20 protein-coding genes are annotated in these 16,545 nt (G+C 66.2%); 13 read left to right on the top strand and 7 right to left on the bottom strand.

Annotation, left to right across the window (positions count from 1 at the left end; genetic code table 11):
- Positions 1–15 precede the first annotated feature (15 nt).
- The 12 genes from proC (at position 16) to MJ122_RS15910 (ending at position 9,980) form a co-directional block, all read left to right on the top strand.
- Positions 16–849: a pyrroline-5-carboxylate reductase gene (gene proC, locus MJ122_RS15965; RefSeq protein WP_088415952.1), complete on the top strand. Its 834-nt coding sequence runs from the start codon at positions 16–18 to the stop codon at positions 847–849.
- Positions 850–854: 5 nt separating this feature from the next.
- The gene (locus MJ122_RS15960; RefSeq protein ID WP_239744781.1) at positions 855–2,069 is read left to right on the top strand and encodes a hypothetical protein; all 1,215 of its coding nucleotides are present in this window, start codon (positions 855–857) and stop codon (positions 2,067–2,069) included.
- Between the two features lie 142 nt (positions 2,070–2,211).
- Positions 2,212–2,805 carry a YggT family protein gene (locus MJ122_RS15955; RefSeq protein WP_088415950.1) on the top strand — a complete coding sequence of 198 codons (594 nt, stop codon included), beginning with the start codon at positions 2,212–2,214 and terminating at the stop codon, positions 2,803–2,805.
- 6 nt (positions 2,806–2,811) lie between these two features.
- Entirely contained in the window at positions 2,812–3,102 is a 291-nt protein-coding gene (locus MJ122_RS15950; RefSeq protein ID WP_017520113.1) for a DUF167 domain-containing protein, read from the top strand.
- Between the two features lie 118 nt (positions 3,103–3,220).
- Complete coding sequence (locus MJ122_RS15945) at positions 3,221–5,188, top strand: dynamin-like GTPase family protein (protein ID WP_088415949.1); 1,968 nt, start codon at positions 3,221–3,223, stop codon at positions 5,186–5,188.
- Between the two features lie 98 nt (positions 5,189–5,286).
- Positions 5,287–6,426 (top strand): homoserine O-acetyltransferase, encoded by a 1,140-nt coding sequence (locus MJ122_RS15940; RefSeq protein ID WP_017520111.1) that lies wholly within the window; start codon positions 5,287–5,289, stop codon positions 6,424–6,426.
- Between the two features lie 8 nt (positions 6,427–6,434).
- Positions 6,435–7,055, top strand: a complete 621-nt coding sequence (metW, locus tag MJ122_RS15935) for a methionine biosynthesis protein MetW (protein ID WP_017520110.1) — start codon at positions 6,435–6,437, stop codon at positions 7,053–7,055.
- Positions 7,056–7,089: 34 nt separating this feature from the next.
- Positions 7,090–7,512 carry a DUF4426 domain-containing protein gene (locus tag MJ122_RS15930; RefSeq protein ID WP_017520109.1) on the top strand — a complete coding sequence of 141 codons (423 nt, stop codon included), beginning with the start codon at positions 7,090–7,092 and terminating at the stop codon, positions 7,510–7,512.
- The gene (rdgB, locus tag MJ122_RS15925; RefSeq protein WP_088415948.1) at positions 7,509–8,102 is read left to right on the top strand and encodes an RdgB/HAM1 family non-canonical purine NTP pyrophosphatase; all 594 of its coding nucleotides are present in this window, start codon (positions 7,509–7,511) and stop codon (positions 8,100–8,102) included. Before MJ122_RS15930 ends, rdgB begins: the two co-directional genes overlap by 4 nt.
- A complete protein-coding gene (gene hemW / locus MJ122_RS15920) occupies positions 8,099–9,286 on the top strand; it encodes a radical SAM family heme chaperone HemW (protein WP_239744780.1) in 1,188 nt (395 codons plus the stop codon). The genes rdgB and hemW overlap by 4 nt, the downstream gene beginning before the upstream one ends.
- Before the next feature lie 71 nt (positions 9,287–9,357).
- A complete protein-coding gene (locus tag MJ122_RS15915; protein WP_017520106.1) occupies positions 9,358–9,681 on the top strand; it encodes a DUF3392 domain-containing protein in 324 nt (107 codons plus the stop codon).
- Positions 9,682–9,725: 44 nt separating this feature from the next.
- Positions 9,726–9,980: a hypothetical protein gene (locus MJ122_RS15910; protein WP_088415946.1), complete on the top strand. Its 255-nt coding sequence runs from the start codon at positions 9,726–9,728 to the stop codon at positions 9,978–9,980.
- Between the two features lie 258 nt (positions 9,981–10,238).
- Here MJ122_RS15910 and MJ122_RS15905 read toward each other — a convergent pair whose 3' ends face one another.
- From MJ122_RS15905 to MJ122_RS15885, 5 genes are all read right to left on the bottom strand, one after another.
- On the bottom strand, positions 10,239–11,585 hold the full coding sequence (locus tag MJ122_RS15905) for a DUF1329 domain-containing protein (RefSeq protein ID WP_239744779.1): 1,347 nt from the start codon (positions 11,583–11,585) through the stop codon (positions 10,239–10,241).
- Between the two features lie 170 nt (positions 11,586–11,755).
- Positions 11,756–12,427, bottom strand: a complete 672-nt coding sequence (gene trmB / locus MJ122_RS15900) for a tRNA (guanosine(46)-N7)-methyltransferase TrmB (RefSeq protein WP_239744866.1) — start codon at positions 12,425–12,427, stop codon at positions 11,756–11,758.
- Positions 12,428–12,562: 135 nt separating this feature from the next.
- Positions 12,563–13,369: a thiazole synthase gene (locus tag MJ122_RS15895; protein ID WP_017520102.1), complete on the bottom strand. Its 807-nt coding sequence runs from the start codon at positions 13,367–13,369 to the stop codon at positions 12,563–12,565.
- Positions 13,370–13,423: 54 nt separating this feature from the next.
- The gene (gene thiS, locus MJ122_RS15890; RefSeq protein WP_017520101.1) at positions 13,424–13,624 is read right to left on the bottom strand and encodes a sulfur carrier protein ThiS; all 201 of its coding nucleotides are present in this window, start codon (positions 13,622–13,624) and stop codon (positions 13,424–13,426) included.
- A 100-nt stretch (positions 13,625–13,724) separates the two neighbouring features.
- On the bottom strand, positions 13,725–14,093 hold the full coding sequence (locus MJ122_RS15885; protein ID WP_239744778.1) for a DUF423 domain-containing protein: 369 nt from the start codon (positions 14,091–14,093) through the stop codon (positions 13,725–13,727).
- 32 nt (positions 14,094–14,125) lie between these two features.
- Here MJ122_RS15885 and mtgA point away from each other — a divergent pair, with 32 nt between their 5' ends.
- A complete protein-coding gene (gene mtgA / locus MJ122_RS15880; protein ID WP_088415942.1) occupies positions 14,126–14,845 on the top strand; it encodes a monofunctional biosynthetic peptidoglycan transglycosylase in 720 nt (239 codons plus the stop codon).
- Between the two features lie 91 nt (positions 14,846–14,936).
- Here the strand turns inward: mtgA and MJ122_RS15875 are convergent, their stop codons facing one another.
- Complete coding sequence (locus MJ122_RS15875; protein WP_239744777.1) at positions 14,937–15,551, bottom strand: hypothetical protein; 615 nt, start codon at positions 15,549–15,551, stop codon at positions 14,937–14,939.
- An 82-nt stretch (positions 15,552–15,633) separates the two neighbouring features.
- Entirely contained in the window at positions 15,634–16,488 is an 855-nt protein-coding gene (gene rpoH, locus MJ122_RS15870) for an RNA polymerase sigma factor RpoH (RefSeq protein WP_017520097.1), read from the bottom strand.
- Between the last annotated feature and the right edge of the window lie 57 nt (positions 16,489–16,545).

The following is a 16,545-nucleotide window of genomic DNA, read 5'->3' as shown; positions in this document are numbered from 1 at the left end:
AAAGGAAGAGACTCCATGAGCAGCACCCGCATTGCCTTCATCGGCGCCGGCAATATGGCCGCCAGTCTCATCGGTGGCCTGCGCGCCAAGGGCGTTGCCGCCGGCGACATCCGCGCCAGCGATCCGGGCGCCGAGCAGCGCGCGAAGATCGCCGCCGAGCACGGCATCGAAGTGGTCGGCGACAACGCCAGCGCCGTGGCCGATGCCGACGTGGTGGTGCTGGCCGTCAAGCCGCAGGTCATGAAGGACGTCTGCCTGGCGCTGGCGCCGGCGCTGACCGAGAACGCGCTGATCGTCTCCATCGCCGCCGGCATCCCTTGCGCCAGCCTCGAGCGCTGGCTGGGCACGGTGAACGGCCAGCCGCGCGCCATCGTCCGCTGCATGCCCAACACCCCGGCGCTGGTCGGCCTGGGCGCCAGCGGCCTGTACCCCAACGCCAGCGTCAGCGCTGCCCAGCGCGGGCAGGCGCAGCAACTGCTGAGCGCCGTGGGCATTGCGCTGTGGCTCGACGACGAGCGCCAGATCGACGCGGTTACCGCCGTCTCCGGCAGCGGCCCGGCCTACTTCTTCCTGCTGATGGAAGCCATGACCGCCGCTGGCGAGAAGCTCGGCCTGTCCCGCGAAGTCGCCGGCCAACTGGCCCGCCAGACCGCCCTGGGCGCCGCGCAGATGGCGACCACCAGCGATGTCGACCCGGCCGAGCTGCGCCGCCGCGTGACCTCGCCCAAGGGCACCACCGAAGCGGCTATCACCACCTTCCAGGCCAACGGCTTCGAGGCGCTGGTGGAGAAGGCGGTCAACGCCGCCGATCATCGTTCCGCCGAACTGGCCGAGCAGCTGGGCCGCTGATTGCGATGACCCACGCCACCCGGCGACCACGGAAGGTCGCACCGCCCCTCGCCGCCTGCCTCCTGCTGGCCAGCGCCGTCGCCCAGGCGGCGCAATGCCCGGTTGCCCCGTCCATCGACGAGGCGGCGCTGACGGCCTATCAGCTCATGCAGCAGGCGATGGCCAGCGGTTTCAACGACGATGCGGACAACACCGTCACACCCGCGCTCAGCCAAGCCATCGAGCACTATAAAAAGACGCTGGCCGACGCCTTCGACGCCCATCTCGCCTGCGCCCAGGCCACGCCGGACCTCGATGCCCTGCAGGCCGAGCTGCGCCAGCGCCTGCTGCCCGCGCCAAAGCCTGTCAGCGACAGCGCAGTTTCCTTGCCCGACCAGAACGAAATCCTCGTCAGCCTGAGCGACAGCCCCACCGCGCTGCTGCTGGTCAGCGGCGGCTTCGCCATTCCCTGCGGCACCGACAACGTCTTGCGCGGTTACCGTCGCGAAGGTGACGCCTGGGTGCGCGCGCTGGACTGGCAGAGCGGCCCTTACACGGACATCTCCGGCGCCTACGGCGACCTGTTCATGCTCAGCCGCCTCGCCAGCGGTGACGTGGCGCTGATGCACGGCACGCCCTGGTGCACCTCGCGCTGGAGCCACCTGGCACTGGAAGTGGTACGCCCGGCGACGGCGGACCAGGCCCAGCGAACCCTGCTGCATACCGAGCACGATTACGTTCGCGATGAACAGGAAGTCCAGCTCAAGGCCCGCCCCGACGGCTTCGAGTGGCGCGCCGAGGTCGGCAGCCTGGACGGTGACCTGCTGACCCGCCCGGGTATCTTTCGCTACCGCCAGGACGGTGAAGCCTTCCAGCGCATCCAGCCGGCCGCGTCCAATGGCCGCGGCTTCGTCGATGAATGGTTGCGGATAGACGCCGGCCTCGCCCGCGCCTGGGCGGAACCGGCCGGCGCCGACGCGGCTCTGATGGCACGCGATGAACTCATCGGTCTGAACAAGCGCGCCGGCGTCACTTTGACCTACACCGCCGTGCGCGCCTGCAAGCAAGACCCCACGCGCTTCCAGGTGGACATCGAGTTGGACAGCCCGCAGCCCCTGGCCGAGGGCAACCAGCGCTATGTCAGCATCCGCCAGGAATCCAACGGCTTCACCCTGCTGGGCCTGGACCGGAGCGCCGACCCGGCCTGCAACAGCCCGGATCTGATGGCCAAGCGGGGTTGAATTTGCACGTGACGAAACACACTTACACGCGACCGGCGACGATGAATTCCCTACAGTATGGCGTTACAGCGCCGTCGTTGACCGACCGCCCGATTCGCCCGGCCCTATGCGCCGGCGCCCAACGTTCACCAAGGACCGCCCCATGACCGGACTTTCCACAGCCGCCATCTATGTGATCCAGACACTTGGCAGCCTGTACCTGCTGATCGTGCTGCTGCGCTTCATCCTGCAACTGGTCCGCGCCGACTTCTACAACCCGCTCAGCCAGTTCATCGTGCGCGCCACCAAGCCGCTGCTGAACCCGCTGCGCCGCGTCATCCCCGGCTTCGGCGGCATCGACTTCGCCTCGCTGGTGCTGGCCATCCTGATCCAGCTGGTGCTGATGGTCATCACCCTGACCCTGATGGGCTACGGCGTCGGCGGCTACATCCTGCAGCTGCTGGTGTGGTCGATCATCGCGGTGACCTCGCTGTTCCTGAAGATCTTCTTCTTCGCCCTGATCATCAGCGTGATCCTCTCCTGGGTGGCTCCGGGCAGCTACAACCCCGGCGCCCAGTTGGTGAACCAGATCTGCGAGCCTTTCCTGGCGCCTTTCCGCAAGCTGCTGCCGAACCTGGGCGGGCTGGACATCTCGCCGATCTTCGCGTTCATCGCGCTGAAGCTGATCGACATGCTGGTGATCGGCAATCTGGCGGCGATGACCGGAATGCCGCAGATCCTCTCGCCCTTCATGTAATCCGGCATGCCGTTCTATCACTGGGACGGCGAGGACCTGATCCTCGACTGCCACCTGCAGCCCAAGGCGAGCCGCGACGAGTTCGCCGGGCTGCACGGTGAGCGCCTGAAGATCCGCCTCACCGCGCCACCGGTGGAAGGCAAGGCCAACGCCCACCTGCTGGCCTTTCTCGGCAAGGCCTTCGGCGTGCCGAAAAGCGCGGTGAAGCTGGAAAGCGGCGAGCTCAATCGCCAGAAGCGCGTGCGCATTCCCCGGCCGGCGAAACTTCCGGCAGAACTTGGGATAGCCGCTCGGTAGCCTTGGCCGACCTTACGTGTAGGAATGTGCTGTAGGCCAATTGCTATTCCTACACTCGGCCGCATAATCCACGCCATCCATTTCCCGCGCAGGACGCGCCAGCCCAAGGACCGCCCGGATGAGCATGGAACGTCTCAGTCAGCAGATCGATGCCTACGTCACCTGGAAGCGCGAGCTGGTCCGTGAGATCACCCGCTATCGCAGTTGGCTGGAGCGCGCGCGGCTGAATACCCCGGAAATCGAGAACCGTCTTGAGCGCACCCTGCGCCTGTTGCGCGTCGACCACATCACCCTGGCCTTCGTCGGCGAGTACTCGCGCGGCAAGACCGAGCTGATCAACAGCCTGTTCTTTTCCGGCTACGGCCGGCGCATGCTGCCGTCCCAGGCCGGGCGCACCACCATGTGTCCCACCGAGCTGTTCTTCGACCCGCGCTCCGAGCGCCCCTATATCCGCCTGCTGCCCATCGAGACCCGCGTCGCCGATGCCAGCGTGGCGCAGTTCAAGCGCATCCCGCGGCACTGGGTGAACATCCCCCTGGATACCTCTGACCCGGCGAACATGGCCGAGGCCTTCGCCCAGGTTGCCAAGACCAAGCCGCTGCCGGTGGAACAGGCGATCCAGCTGGGCTTCCACCCGGACATGCTCGAAGCCACCGACAAGCCCGGCCTCGTGCTGGTGCCGGCGTGGCGTCACGCACTGGTCAACTTCGACCATCCGCTGCTGCGCCAGGGCCTGCGCATCCTCGACACCCCCGGCCTGAATGCCCTGGGCAGCGAGCCGGAACTGACCCTGTCGATGCTGCCCAGCGCGCAGTCGATCCTCTTCCTGCTGGCCGCCGACACCGGCGTCACCGCCTCCGACATGGCGATCTGGCAGGACCACGTGCGCCAGCTCGGCGAAGACGGCCACACCACCCTCTACGCGGTGCTGAACAAGATCGATGTGCTCTGGGACGACCTGGCCGGCGAAGCCTTCGTGCAGAACGCCATCCGCCACATCCAGGACACCACCGCGCGCCAATTGGGCATTGCCCGCGAGGACGTGCTGCCGCTGTCGGCCAAGCAGGCACTGCTGGCCAAGGTGCGCGGCGATCGCGAACTGCTCGCGCGCAGCCAGATGGAGTCCCTCGAAGAGCTGCTCTGCGAGCGCATCGTCGCGCAGAAGGAACGTCTGCTGGAGACTGCGGTGGTCGGCCAGGTGCTGGCGCTGGTCAACAACAGCCAGCACAGTCTGCGCGTGCGCCTGGACAAGGTGAAGGAGCAGCAGGCGCTGCTCAACGACCAGCAACAGGACAGCGGCCAGTTGCTGTTCGAGCTGACCGCGCGGACCAAGGATGACCACACCCTGCACCACAAGCGCCTGCTCAGCCTGAAGACCAACCAGCGCCTGCTGCGCCACCAGGGCGAGCAGTTGCGCGAGGCGGTGCGCGCCGAGCGCCTGGAACAGCACCTGAAGAAGGTCCACGACAAGCTGCGCGGCAGTTGGACCACGGTTGGCATCAACCAGGCCATCCTGCAATTCTTCCGCACCGTGGAAGGCGACCTGGTCGCCATGGAGCATGAAGCGGAAACCGCCAACCGCATGGTCGCGGCCATCTACCAGCGGCACAACGAGGAGAACCCGCTCAACGCCCTGGATGCTCCGCAGTTCCGCGTGCAGCGCTACCTGCGCGACCTGGCCAAGCTGCAGGAGAAGGCCGATCGCTTCCGCCTGCACCTGAAGACCCTGCTCACCGAGCAACGCCTGCTGACCCGGCGCTTCTTCGCCACCGTCGCCCAGGAAGTCATCGGCCTGCACCAGCGCCTGCGCGAGGAAGCCGAGCAGTGGGCAGCCGACGCCCTGATGCCGCTGATGCAGTACAGCCTGGAGCACAAGCAGATGCTGGAAACCCACATGCTGCGCCTCAAGGCCCTGGCCCAGGAAACCCAGCAGGCACGGCAGCGCTCGCTGCTGCTGGGACGCTATACCGCGGAGCTGGAACAGCAGCTCACCGAGGCCACCGACATCCTCCGCCAGCTACGCCGCCCGGCGCCGCTGCAGCGCCAGGCCAAGGTCGTCACCCTGCCCACCTCCCAGCGCGCCTGAAAGCCGCGCCACGCCCGCCCCGCCGCTTCCAAGTACGCTTGCCGCAGGGGGCGGCGCTCTTTAGACTGGCCGTCCTTTTTTATTCATGAGCTGGGTCGATGCCAACAGTCTTCCCCGAAGATTCCGTCGGTCTGGTCACCCCCCAGACGCTGCAGTTCAACGAACCGCTGCCCCTGGCCTGCGGCAAGACGCTGCCCGAATACCAGCTGGTGATCGAGACCTACGGCGAGCTGAACGCCACGGCGAGCAATGCCGTGCTGATCTGCCATGCCCTCTCCGGCCATCACCATGCCGCCGGTTACCACAGCGAAGATGAACGCAAGCCGGGCTGGTGGGACAGCTGCATCGGTCCGGGCAAGCCCATCGACACCCGCAAGTTCTTCGTCGTTGCGCTGAACAACCTGGGCGGCTGCAACGGCTCGACCGGGCCGACCAGCCCCAACCCCGCCACCGGCAAGGCCTACGGCGCGGATTTCCCCGTCGTCACCGTGGAAGACTGGGTGCACAGCCAGGCGCGCCTGGCCGACCGCCTCGGTATCCAGAGCTGGGCCGCCATCGTCGGCGGCAGCCTGGGCGGCATGCAGGCGCTGCAGTGGACGATCAGCTACCCGGAGCGCGTGCGCCACTGCCTATGCATTGCCAGCGCACCCAAGCTGTCGGCGCAGAACATCGCCTTCAACGAAGTGGCGCGCCAGGCGATCCTCTCGGACCCGGAGTTCTGCGGCGGCCATTTCCAGGAACACGACGTGATCCCTCGACGCGGCCTGCGCCTGGCGCGGATGGTCGGGCACATCACCTACCTCTCCGATGACGCCATGGGCGCCAAGTTCGGCCGCGACATGAAGTCGGAGAAGCTCAACTACGACCTGCACAGCGTCGAGTTCCAGGTGGAAAGCTACCTGCGCTACCAGGGCGAAGAGTTCTCGACCCGTTTCGACGCCAACACCTACCTGCTGATGACCAAGGCGCTGGACTACTTCGACCCGGCCGCCGCCCACGGCGACGACCTGGCGCGCACCCTGTCCGGGGTGAAGGCGGACTTCTGCGTGATGTCCTTCACCACCGACTGGCGCTTCTCCCCGGCGCGCTCGCGGGAGATCGTCGACGCGCTGCTGGCGGCGAAGAAGAACGTCAGCTACCTCGAAATCGACGCACCACAGGGCCACGACGCCTTCCTGATGCCGATTCCGCGCTACCTGCAAGCCTTTGGCGGTTACATGAACCGCATCATCGTATAAGGATCACCATGCGCGCCGACCTGGAAATCATCCAAGACTGGATCCCCGCCGGCAGCCGCGTGCTCGACCTGGGCTGCGGCGACGGCGAACTGCTCGCCTGGCTGCGCGACCACAAGCAGGTTGGCGGCTACGGCCTGGAGATCGATGCCGACAAGATCGCCAAATGCATCGAACGTGGCGTCAACGTCATTGAACAGGACCTGGACAAGGGCCTGGGCAACTTCGCCGGCAACAGCTTCGACGTGGTGGTGATGACCCAGTCGCTGCAGGCCCTGCGCTACCCGGACAAGGTGCTGGCGGAGATGCTGCGCGTCGGCAAGACCTGCATCATCACCTTCCCCAACTTCGGCCACTGGCGCTGCCGCTGGTACCTCGCGCGCAATGGCCGCATGCCGGTCTCGGATTTCCTTCCGTACACTTGGTACAACACGCCGAACATCCACTTCTGCACCTTCCGCGACTTCGAGGCGCTCTGCCACGAGCAGCACGCGAAGGTGCTGGACCGCCTGGCGGTAGACCACGAGCACCAGCATGGCTGGGCCTCGCGAATCTGGCCTAATCTGTTGGGTGAGATCGGCATCTACCGGATCAGCGGCGCTGGCGTGCAAGACCACCGCATCGCCGTCTGATCGCGGCTATCTGATAGAGCCCGGGAGAAACATCATGCGCCGCCTGCTTACCTTCTTCGCCTGCCTGGTCCTCGCCCTGCCCGCCTTCGCCGAACAGGTGAAGCGCCTGGGTGACCTGCAGGTTCACTACAGCGTGTTCAACTCCAGCTTCCTCCAGCCCAATGTCGCGCAAGCGGTGGGCGTGGTGCGCAGCAAGGCCCAGGGCGTGGTCAACATCGTGCCGCTGGACGCCAGCGGCAAGCCGGCCAACGCCACCGTCGCCGGCTCCGCCAAGAACCTGATGGGCCAGACCATTCCTTTGACTTTCAAGCGCGTGGTCGAGGAAGGCGCCGTCTACAACCTGGCGCAATTCCCCATCGAAGGCCGCGAAACCCTGACCTTCTCCATCCAGGTCCAGTCCGGAAGCGAAGCCCCGCAAAGCTTCGACTTCATGCAGGAAATCTTCCCAGACGAATGATCAAGCTCGAACAACTGGTGCTGGCCAGTCACAACGCCGGCAAGCTCAAGGAACTCCAGGCCATGCTCGGAGCCCACGTGAAGGTGCGCTCCATCGGCGAGTTCAGCGATGTGGAACCGGAAGAGACCGGCCTGTCCTTCGTCGAGAACGCCATCCTCAAGGCCCGCAACGCCGCGCGCATCTCCGGCCTGCCGGCGCTGGCCGACGACTCCGGCCTGGCAGTGGACTTCCTCGGCGGCGCGCCGGGCATCTATTCCGCGCGCTACGCTGACGGCAAGGGCGACGCGGCGAACAACGCCAAGCTGCTGGACGCCCTCAAGGACGTGCCGGACGAGGCGCGCGGCGCCCAGTTCGTCAGCGTGCTGGCCCTGGTCCGCCACGCCGACGACCCGCTGCCGATCCTCTGCGAAGGCCTCTGGCACGGCAGCATCCTGCGCGAAGCCCGCGGCGAACACGGCTTCGGTTACGACCCGCTGTTCTGGGTGCCGGAAGCCGAGTGCTCCAGCGCCGAACTGCCGCCCGAGCGCAAGAACCAGATCAGCCACCGCGCCCGCGCGATGGCCCTGCTGAAGCAGCGGCTGGGTCTATGAGCCAGGCAGGAAGCCACGGGCTCGACGCCGGGCCGGTGGTTTCCGGCTTCCGCCTGCCACCGCTGTCGGCCTACGTGCACATCCCCTGGTGCGTACGCAAATGCCCCTATTGTGACTTCAACTCCCACGCGGCCGGCCCGGAGCTGCCCGAGGACGCCTATGTCGAGGCGCTGCTGGCGGACCTGGCGGCAGATCGCGGCTACGTGCACGGCCGCAAGCTGACCTCGATCTTCTTCGGCGGCGGCACGCCCAGCCTGTTCTCGGCCAACGCCCTGGCCCGCATCCTGGATGGCCTGGAGCGGCAGGTCGGGTTCCAGAGCGATATCGAGATCACCCTGGAAGCCAACCCGGGCACCTTCGAGCAGGCCAAGTTCGCCGACTACCGAAAGCTCGGCATCAACCGGCTGTCCATCGGCATCCAGAGCTTCCAGGCCGAGAAGCTCAAGGCGCTGGGTCGCATCCACGATGGCGACGAAGCGGTACGCGCCGCCGAAATGGCCCGCCGCGCCGGCTTCGACAACTTCAACCTGGACCTGATGCACGGCCTGCCGGAGCAGAGCGTCGCCGACGCCCTGGCTGACCTGCGGCAGGCCATCGCCCTGGCGCCGACGCACCTGTCCTGGTACCAGCTGACCATGGAGCCGAACACGGTATTCTGGAGCCAGCCGCCGGAGCTGCCCGAGGACGACCAGCTGTGGGAAATCCAGGAAGCCGGCCAGGCGCTGCTCGCCGAGGCAGGCTACGTCCAGTACGAAACCTCCGCCTATGCCCGCGACGGCAAGCGCGCACGGCACAACCTGAACTACTGGACCTTCGGCGACTTCCTCGGCATCGGCGCCGGCGCCCACGCCAAGCTGAGCACGCCGCAAGGCCGCATCCTGCGCTCCTGGAAGACCCGCCTGCCGAAGGACTACCTGAACCCGGAGAAGCCCTTCCAGGCCGGTGAACGTGACCTTGAGCCGGACGACCTGCCCTTCGAGTTCATGATGAACGCCCTGCGCCTCACGGATGGCGTGCCGGCGGCGACCTTCGCCGAGCGCACCGGCCTGCCGCTGGTCGCCATCGACGAAGCCTGTCGCCAGGCCTGCAAGGACGGCCTGCTGGTCAACGACCCGCAGCGCCTGGCCCCGACCGAGCGCGGCCAGCTGTTCCTCAACGACCTGCTGCAGCGCTTCCTGCCCTGAGAACCGGCGGGCGACTCTGCCGGCGTCGCCCGTGTACACTCCCCGGCGACTCTCGATCCCAAGGAGCCCCAATGGACTTCGCGCTCGACCTGATTGCCAACGTCTCCCGCTGGTGCCGCGGCCACCTGTCCGACATCGCCCTGGCGATCATGGCCACCGTGCTGGTGCTGTTCGGCCCGGCGATCAACGCCTGGGTACAGCAGCGCATCGGCAGCCTGAACTTCGTCTTCCGCACCCTGCTGTTCGTGCTGATCTGTGCCGTGGGCTACGGCCTGGCCATGGTCTTCGTCACCCCCTGGCTGGCCAAAGGCCTGGGTTACTTCAACAACTACACCCTGGCGCCCGTCCTGCTGCTAGTGTTCTTCGTGATTGGCATGATCGCCGACCGCAGTTGACCTGCGTTCCTCCGGCGGTTGGCCACCCACCCGCCGGAGGACACATGAAGCCGATCAAGCATCTCTACCTGCACTTCTCCGATGGCCAGCGCCTGGCGCTGCGCTTCCCGCAACAGAGCGACGACCCCGCCGAAGTGGCCCGCGGCATCCGCAAGCAGATGGAATCGCCAGTCATCAGCATCGAGGTGGACGGCGACCTGCTGATCATCCCGCGCTCCAGCATCAAGTACCTGCAGATCAGCCCGGCGCCGATGCGCATGCCGGAGACTACGGTGCTGGGGGCAGAACTGATCGAGTGATGTCCCATTGCGCTTCGTAGGAGCAACTGTCTTCTTCTGGAAGTACTGCGCCAGGCATTGCCCTCTCCCCAGCTCTCTCCCTGAAGGGAGAGGAAGCCGTCCGTGCCGGCTGACGCGTCGGTTTCAGCCGGCACCGATCCAGTCCCCTCTCCCGCTTGCGGGAGAGGGGCTCTTGATCTTGCAGGAACGGGCCAGCTCGCTCCCCCGCCTGTATCACGAAGATGCACAAAGGCCGCCAATAGGCGGCCTCTGCGGGACTCAGTTACCTTCGCGGCGCAACGCCTGCGGGGTGAAGTCGCGCGGTCCCAGCGGGACCTTGAAGTCGTACATCGGCTCGTTGTTGTCCAGGCCGTCGACGAAGTAGCGCTTGCCCTCGAAGTCGTACAGCGCTTCCAGGGTGCTGAGCACCATGGGCACGTCGTAGTAGTTGATCGGGTGCACTTCCTGGGCGCGGATCAGCTTGCCGTCGGCGTTGTAGATGTCCGAGGCAAGGATCTGCCAGCTGTCTTCATCCAGGTAGAAGCGGCGCTTGGCGAACGGATGGCCCATGCCCTTGCGCAGTGTCGCCTCGACCACCCAGACCCGGTGCGGCTCATAGCGCAGCAGCTCGGGATTGAGGGTCTTGGTCTTGAGGATGTCCGCGTAGGGAATACCCTTCTGGTGCACGGCATAGCTGTTGTACGGCACCAGCATCTCGCGCTTGCCCAGCAGTTGCCACTCGTAGTGGTCCGGCGCGCCGTTGTAGACGTCCACGGTGTCGGCGGTGGCCAGGCCGTTGGTGTCCGGCTGCAGCGTGTCGTAGGCCAGGCTCGGCAGGCGGCGCACACGGCGCTCACCGCTGTTGAAGCGCCAGGCCTTGCGGATCGACAGCACCTGGTCGATGGTCTCCTGCACCACCAGCGCGGAGCCGGCGAGCTTGGCCGGGGCGACGATGTTGTACTTGTAGTAGAACAGCGTGTTGTTCAGGTCCTGCGGGGTCATGCCCTCGCGGCCGTAGTTGAAGTACACGTAGCGGTCGAGCTTGAGCAGGTTGTAGCTGCCGCTGGTGAGCACGGCGGCCTGATTGGTCACCATGTGAATCTGCTCGCCACGGTAGCGCATGATGTGGTTCCAGATGGCTTCCAGACCGGTCTTCGGCATCGGGAACGGCACGCCGGCGGCGGCGCCCTGCACGCCGTTACCATCGGCGATCAGCTCGGCATTCTCGGCGTTGAAACGGGTGGCGTCATAGATGCGCTGGGGCAGGGATGCGCTGCGGCGGCTGGGGAAGACGCGCAGGTAGTAGTCGGGGTTTTCCTGCAGCAGCGCCTGGGTGCCGGGAGTGAGCAGCGCCTGGTATTGCGCCAGGTTCTTGCTGTCGATCCTGTACTGCACGGCATCGGCGGCGTACGGATCGAGGTGGTGGGTGCCGGGCTGGTAGCCCGCCGGGGCGCTGGTGATACCGCCGGTCCACGCGGGGATGGTGCCACTGGCGTTGCCGGCCATTTCCGCCCCCATCGGCGTCAGGTCGCGGCCCAGTCGAGCGGCCTCGGCGGCATCGACCTTCGCCTGCGCCGGCAGGGTCCATACGCCCGCCATCAGCAGTACAGCAAGTTTCTTCAACACAGCAGACTCCTTTGCGACGGACTCCTGTCCATCACTCTTATTTTCGTCCGCGGCGGATGCCGCTTTTTATTCAGGAGGTGAGGGTGGCCTTGGCGGCCTGCCGGGTGGTCCCGGTCTGTAGGATGTTCCTGCGTGAAAAAGGCCCGCATGGCAGGCCTTTTTCCGGTGAATCAGTCGACGCGTTCGAACTTCAGGTCCCAGACGCCATGCCCGAGCCGCTCCCCGCGACGCTCGAACTTGGTGACTGGGCGCTCTTGCGGGCGTGGCACATAGGTATTGTCCGCCGAAAGGTTGCGATAGCCGGGTGCGGCATTCATCACTTCCAGCATGTGCTCGGCGTATTGCTCCCAGTCGGTGGCCATGTGCAGCACGCCGCCGACCTTCAGCTTCTGCCGCACCAGCTCGGCCCAGGCCGGCTGCACGATGCGACGTTTGTGGTGACGCGACTTGTGCCAGGGGTCCGGGAAGAACAGCAGCAGGCGGTCGAGGCTGGCATCGGCGACGCAGTCGCGCAGCACCTCGATGGCGTCGCAGCTGTAGACACGGATGTTGGTGAGGTTCTGCGTCAGCATGCCGTTGAGCAGTGCGCCGACGCCGGGCCGGTGCACTTCCACGCCGATGAAGTCCTGTTCCGGCGCAGCGGCGGCCATCTCCAGGGTGGCGTGGCCCATGCCGAAGCCGATCTCGAAGGTACGCGGCGCCTGGCGCCCGAATACCTGGTCGAAGTCCCGCGCGCCGTCCGCCAGTTCCAGGCCGTACTTCGGCCAGCCCTGATCGAGGCCGCGCTGCTGGCCTTCGGTCATGCGCCCGGCGCGCATCACGAAACTCTTGATGGCGCGCATCGGCCGGTTGTCGGCATCGGGCTGGTTCTCGGGCTGATTCTCGGGAATGTCACTCATGACTCGGACCTTGCGGGTAAATGCACACGCGGGCCGGCTGCCTTCGGCAAACCGGCCCGCGCGTCGGGATGGAAATACTTAGTTGATCAGACCGGTCATCGGCGACGACGCGCTGGCGTACAGCTTGCGCGGCATGCGACCAGCCAGGTAAGCCAGGCGGCCGGCGACGATTGCGTGCTTCATGGCCTCGGCCATCATCACCGGGTTCTGCGCGTGGGCGATGGCGGTATTCATCAGCACGGCCTCGCAGCCCAGCTCCATGGCGATGGTGGCGTCGGAGGCGGTGCCCACGCCAGCGTCCACCAGCACCGGAACGGTGGCTTCTTCGAGGATGATGCGCAGGTTGTACGGGTTGCAGATACCCAGGCCCGAGCCGATCAGGCCGGCCAGCGGCATCACCGCGATGCAGCCGATCTCGGCCAGCTGGCGCGCGATGATCGGGTCGTCACTGGTGTACACCATGACGTCGAAGCCATCCTTGACCAGCACTTCGGCGGCCTTGAGGGTTTCGACGACGTTGGGGAAAAGGGTCTTCTGGTCGGCCAGGACTTCCAGCTTGACCAGGTTGTGGCCATCCAGCAGCTCGCGGGCCAGGCGGCAGGTGCGTACTGCCTCGACGGCGTCGTAGCAGCCAGCGGTGTTCGGCAGGATGGTGTAGCGATCCGGCGGGATCACATCCAGCAGGTTCGGCTCGCCCGGGTTCTGGCCGATGTTGGTGCGGCGCACGGCAACAGTGACGATCTCGGCGCCCGAGGCCTCGATGGCGACGCGGGTCTCCTCGAGGTCCTTGTACTTGCCGGTGCCGACCAGCAGCCGCGAATTGTAGGTACGGCCAGCCAGGGTGAAGGGCTTGTCGACCGGCAGGTTGGAGTTGGGTTGGCTCATCGGATCACTCCTGAAAGGAAGGCGGGCGGGGCCTGAAAGTCTGGGAGGCGGCTGCTAGCCGCCGCCGATGGCATGCACCACTTCCACCTGGTCGCCTTCGCTCAAGGCGGTGGCGGCGTGCTGGCTGCGCGGCACGATGTCCTGGTTGAGCTCGACCGCGACACGCTTGCCGGTGAGGTCGAGACGCTCGAGCAGATTGGCGACGCTGTGGCCGTCGGGCAGCTCGAAGGGTTCGCCGTTCAACTGAATACGCATGGGCGGGACGGTCGTTGCTGGAGGGGGTCGCATTCTAGCCCGATCGCGCCGGATGACCAAGTTACCGGAGCGTCGCACTCGGGCTTTTCTGACGTCCGGGTCAACCCAGGCGGAAGGCCGCCACCAGCAGCAGCGCCCAGCCGATCAGGAAGAACAGACCGCCGATCGGGGTGATGATGCCCACGCCCAGGCCGGCCAGGGTCAGCAGGTAGAGGCTGCCGGAGAACAGCAGGATGCCGACGGTGAAGGCCCAGCCGGCCAGGCTGACCAGGGTGCCGCCGATATGCGGCGAGAGCAGCGCCACGCCGAACAGCGCCAGGGCGTGCAGCATCTGGTAGTGCACGCCAGTCTGGAACACCGCCAGGTACTCGGGCGTGAGCTTGCTCTTCAGGCCATGGGCGGCAAAGGCGCCGAGGGCGACCCCGGTGAAACCGAAGACGGCGGCGAGCATCAGGAAAGTGCGCAGCATCGGGAAACTCCAGACAGGTGAGTGCCGCTATAATGGCCCGCTCATCCGCCCAGTCAAAGCCTCGCATGCGCAACGTCCTCCGCCGCCTGTTCAAGATCGCGCTCTGGTTCGTCGCCATCAGCGTGGCGCTGGTCGTCATCCTGCGCTGGGTGCCGCCGCCGGGCACCATGGTCATGGTCGAGCGCAAGGTCGAGTCCTGGTTCAACGGCAAGCCCATCGACCTGCAGCGCAGCTGGCGCTCCTGGGACGAACTGCCGGACAGCCTCAAGCTCGCCGTGATCGCCAGCGAGGACCAGAAGTTCGCCGAACACCACGGCTTCGATGTGCCGGCGATCCAGAAGGCCCTGGCGCACAACGAGCAGGGCGGCAAGGTTCGCGGCGGCAGCACCATCAGCCAGCAGGTGGCGAAGAACGTCTTCCTCTGGACCGGGCGCAGCTGGGTGCGCAAGGGCTTCGAGGCCTGGTTCACCCTGCTGATCGAGACCTTCTGGTCCAAGCAGCGGATTCTAGAGGTCTACCTCAACAGCGTGGAATGGGACGCCGGCGTATTCGGCGCCCAGGCCGCCGCGCAGCATCACTTCGGCGTCGACGCCAAGCGCCTGTCGCAGCAGCAGGCCAGCCTGCTGGCCGCCGTGCTGCCCAACCCGCGCAAGTGGAGCGCCGGCAAACCCGGCCCGTATGTGCGCCAGCGCGCCTCGTGGATTCGCCAGCAGATGTGGCAGTTGGGCAATGAATATTTGCAGCGGCTGTGAGGGAGCGGCTGTGGCGGGGAGAGATTGGCGCTGGGCGCTTCCCTCTCCCTGAAGGGAGAGGGGATCTTCCTGGCCTGGCCAGCAGAAGGAGTCAGGGCGCCTCGCCAGCCTTGAACGTACTGCGCGGCACCACCCGCACCCATTGCAGCGTGCCGTCGCGGTGCAGCACGGTCATGCCCTTCTCCGGGTAGACCCAGGCCTCGCCGCCATCCACCTGCAGGCGCAGGCGCGGGTCGCCCAGGCTCACCGCCAGACGCCCGACCGCCAGGTCCTCCTGCGGCGCAAGCGCCAGCTCCGAGACCGGCTTGTTGCCCAATTGGCCCATCAGCTCGGCGCTCAGCGGCTGGTCCTTGCTGCTCGGCTGCATGCCGGTGGCCTTGGCCAGGCTGGCATGCTCGGCCTCGCTCAGGGCCAACTCCGCCTCGACGTGCCACGGCCCCTCTTCCGTCACCAGTCTGCCGCGGTAATGCAGTTGCGGACCGTCCTGGCTGGCGGTCAGCCACAGCTCGCCGGGTTGCTGGTCCTGCAGGTCATTCAGCGTGAGCCTGTCGTCGGCCAGCGGCTCGAAGACCTTTTCCTTCCAGTCGCTGAACCATTGCGGTGGCTTGGGCGGTGCCGAAGTGCGGGCGACCCAGGAGCCGAGCCCGAAGGCCAGCAGGGCGATGACCAGGAAGAACATCCCGTGGACGGGACGCAGGCGCGGCATGGGACTCTCCAGACGCTGAGTGCGGGCAGAAAAAAACCGCACCAGGGTGCGGTTCGCGACTCGCAGGGCGCGTCGAAGCCGGTCAGGCTTCGATGCGACCCTTGAGCTTGTTCATCGCGTTCTTTTCCAGCTGACGGATCCGCTCGGCGGACACGTTGTACTTGGCCGCCAGGTCGTGCAGCGTCGCCTTCTCCTCGGCCAGCCAACGCTGGTAAAGGATGTCGCGGCTGCGCTCGTCCAGGCCTTCCAGCGCCTCGTGCAGGCTGGCGGTGGAGCTGTCGCTCCAGTCCGCTTCCTCCAGCTGGCGCGCCGGGTCGTAGCGATGGTCTTCCAGATAATGCGCCGGGGACTGGTAGGCGCTCTCGTCGTCGGCATCCGCCGCCGGGTCGAAGGCCATGTCCTGTCCGGTGAGACGGCTTTCCATCTCGCGGACTTCGCGGGCCTCGACGCCGAGGGTTTCCGCGACGCGGTGCACTTCGTCGTTGCTCAGCCAGGCCAGTTTCTTCTTCTGGCTGCGCAGGTTGAAGAACAGCTTGCGCTGCGCCTTGGTGGTCGCGACTTTCACGATCCGCCAGTTGCGCAGGATGAACTCATGGATCTCGGCCTTGATCCAGTGGACGGCGAACGACACCAGGCGCACACCCATTTCCGGGTTGAAGCGCTTCACAGCCTTCATCAGGCCGACGTTGCCTTCCTGGATCAGATCGCCTTGGGACAGGCCATACCCGGAATAACTCCGGGCGATATGCACGACGAAGCGCAGGTGCGCCAGAACCATTTGCCGTGCCGCTTCCAGATCTTGCTGGTAGAAGAGGCGTTCGGCCAGTTCGCGCTCCTGCTCCGGCGTCAGCAGCGGAATGCTGTTCACCGAGTGCACGTAGGCTTCCAGGTTCGCACCAGGAGCCAGGGCATAGACAGGTTGCAGAGAAGTGGTCATGCGAATCCTCCGATTCACGAAACTCGCGCAGTGTAGCACTGCGAAATCTGACTGCAA

The organism is Pseudomonas sp. DP-17 (assembly GCF_022380625.1).
GTDB classification, from domain to species: Bacteria; Pseudomonadota; Gammaproteobacteria; order Pseudomonadales; family Pseudomonadaceae; genus Pseudomonas; species Pseudomonas nitroreducens_A.
Note: the sequence above shows the minus strand (reverse complement) of the source record. Positions and strands in the feature narration are given on the sequence as shown.

Excerpts from the sequence above, each read along its gene's own strand:
- proC (WP_088415952.1), top strand. The coding sequence starts at position 16 with ATGAGCAGCACCCGCATTGCCTTCATCGGCGCCGGCAATATGGCCGCC.
- MJ122_RS15960 (WP_239744781.1), top strand. The coding sequence starts at position 855 with ATGACCCACGCCACCCGGCGACCACGGAAGGTCGCACCGCCCCTCGCC.
- MJ122_RS15955 (WP_088415950.1), top strand. The coding sequence starts at position 2,212 with ATGACCGGACTTTCCACAGCCGCCATCTATGTGATCCAGACACTTGGC.
- MJ122_RS15950 (WP_017520113.1), top strand. The coding sequence starts at position 2,812 with ATGCCGTTCTATCACTGGGACGGCGAGGACCTGATCCTCGACTGCCAC.
- MJ122_RS15945 (WP_088415949.1), top strand. The coding sequence starts at position 3,221 with ATGAGCATGGAACGTCTCAGTCAGCAGATCGATGCCTACGTCACCTGG.
- MJ122_RS15940 (WP_017520111.1), top strand. The coding sequence starts at position 5,287 with ATGCCAACAGTCTTCCCCGAAGATTCCGTCGGTCTGGTCACCCCCCAG.
- metW (WP_017520110.1), top strand. The coding sequence starts at position 6,435 with ATGCGCGCCGACCTGGAAATCATCCAAGACTGGATCCCCGCCGGCAGC.
- MJ122_RS15930 (WP_017520109.1), top strand. The coding sequence starts at position 7,090 with ATGCGCCGCCTGCTTACCTTCTTCGCCTGCCTGGTCCTCGCCCTGCCC.
- rdgB (WP_088415948.1), top strand. The coding sequence starts at position 7,509 with ATGATCAAGCTCGAACAACTGGTGCTGGCCAGTCACAACGCCGGCAAG.
- hemW (WP_239744780.1), top strand. The coding sequence starts at position 8,099 with ATGAGCCAGGCAGGAAGCCACGGGCTCGACGCCGGGCCGGTGGTTTCC.
- MJ122_RS15915 (WP_017520106.1), top strand. The coding sequence starts at position 9,358 with ATGGACTTCGCGCTCGACCTGATTGCCAACGTCTCCCGCTGGTGCCGC.
- MJ122_RS15910 (WP_088415946.1), top strand. The coding sequence starts at position 9,726 with ATGAAGCCGATCAAGCATCTCTACCTGCACTTCTCCGATGGCCAGCGC.
- trmB (WP_239744866.1), bottom strand. The coding sequence starts at position 12,427 with ATGCGCGCCATCAAGAGTTTCGTGATGCGCGCCGGGCGCATGACCGAA.
- MJ122_RS15895 (WP_017520102.1), bottom strand. The coding sequence starts at position 13,369 with ATGAGCCAACCCAACTCCAACCTGCCGGTCGACAAGCCCTTCACCCTG.
- thiS (WP_017520101.1), bottom strand. The coding sequence starts at position 13,624 with ATGCGTATTCAGTTGAACGGCGAACCCTTCGAGCTGCCCGACGGCCAC.
- MJ122_RS15885 (WP_239744778.1), bottom strand. The coding sequence starts at position 14,093 with ATGCTGCGCACTTTCCTGATGCTCGCCGCCGTCTTCGGTTTCACCGGG.
- mtgA (WP_088415942.1), top strand. The coding sequence starts at position 14,126 with ATGGCCCGCTCATCCGCCCAGTCAAAGCCTCGCATGCGCAACGTCCTC.
- MJ122_RS15875 (WP_239744777.1), bottom strand. The coding sequence starts at position 15,551 with ATGCCGCGCCTGCGTCCCGTCCACGGGATGTTCTTCCTGGTCATCGCC.
- rpoH (WP_017520097.1), bottom strand. The coding sequence starts at position 16,488 with ATGACCACTTCTCTGCAACCTGTCTATGCCCTGGCTCCTGGTGCGAAC.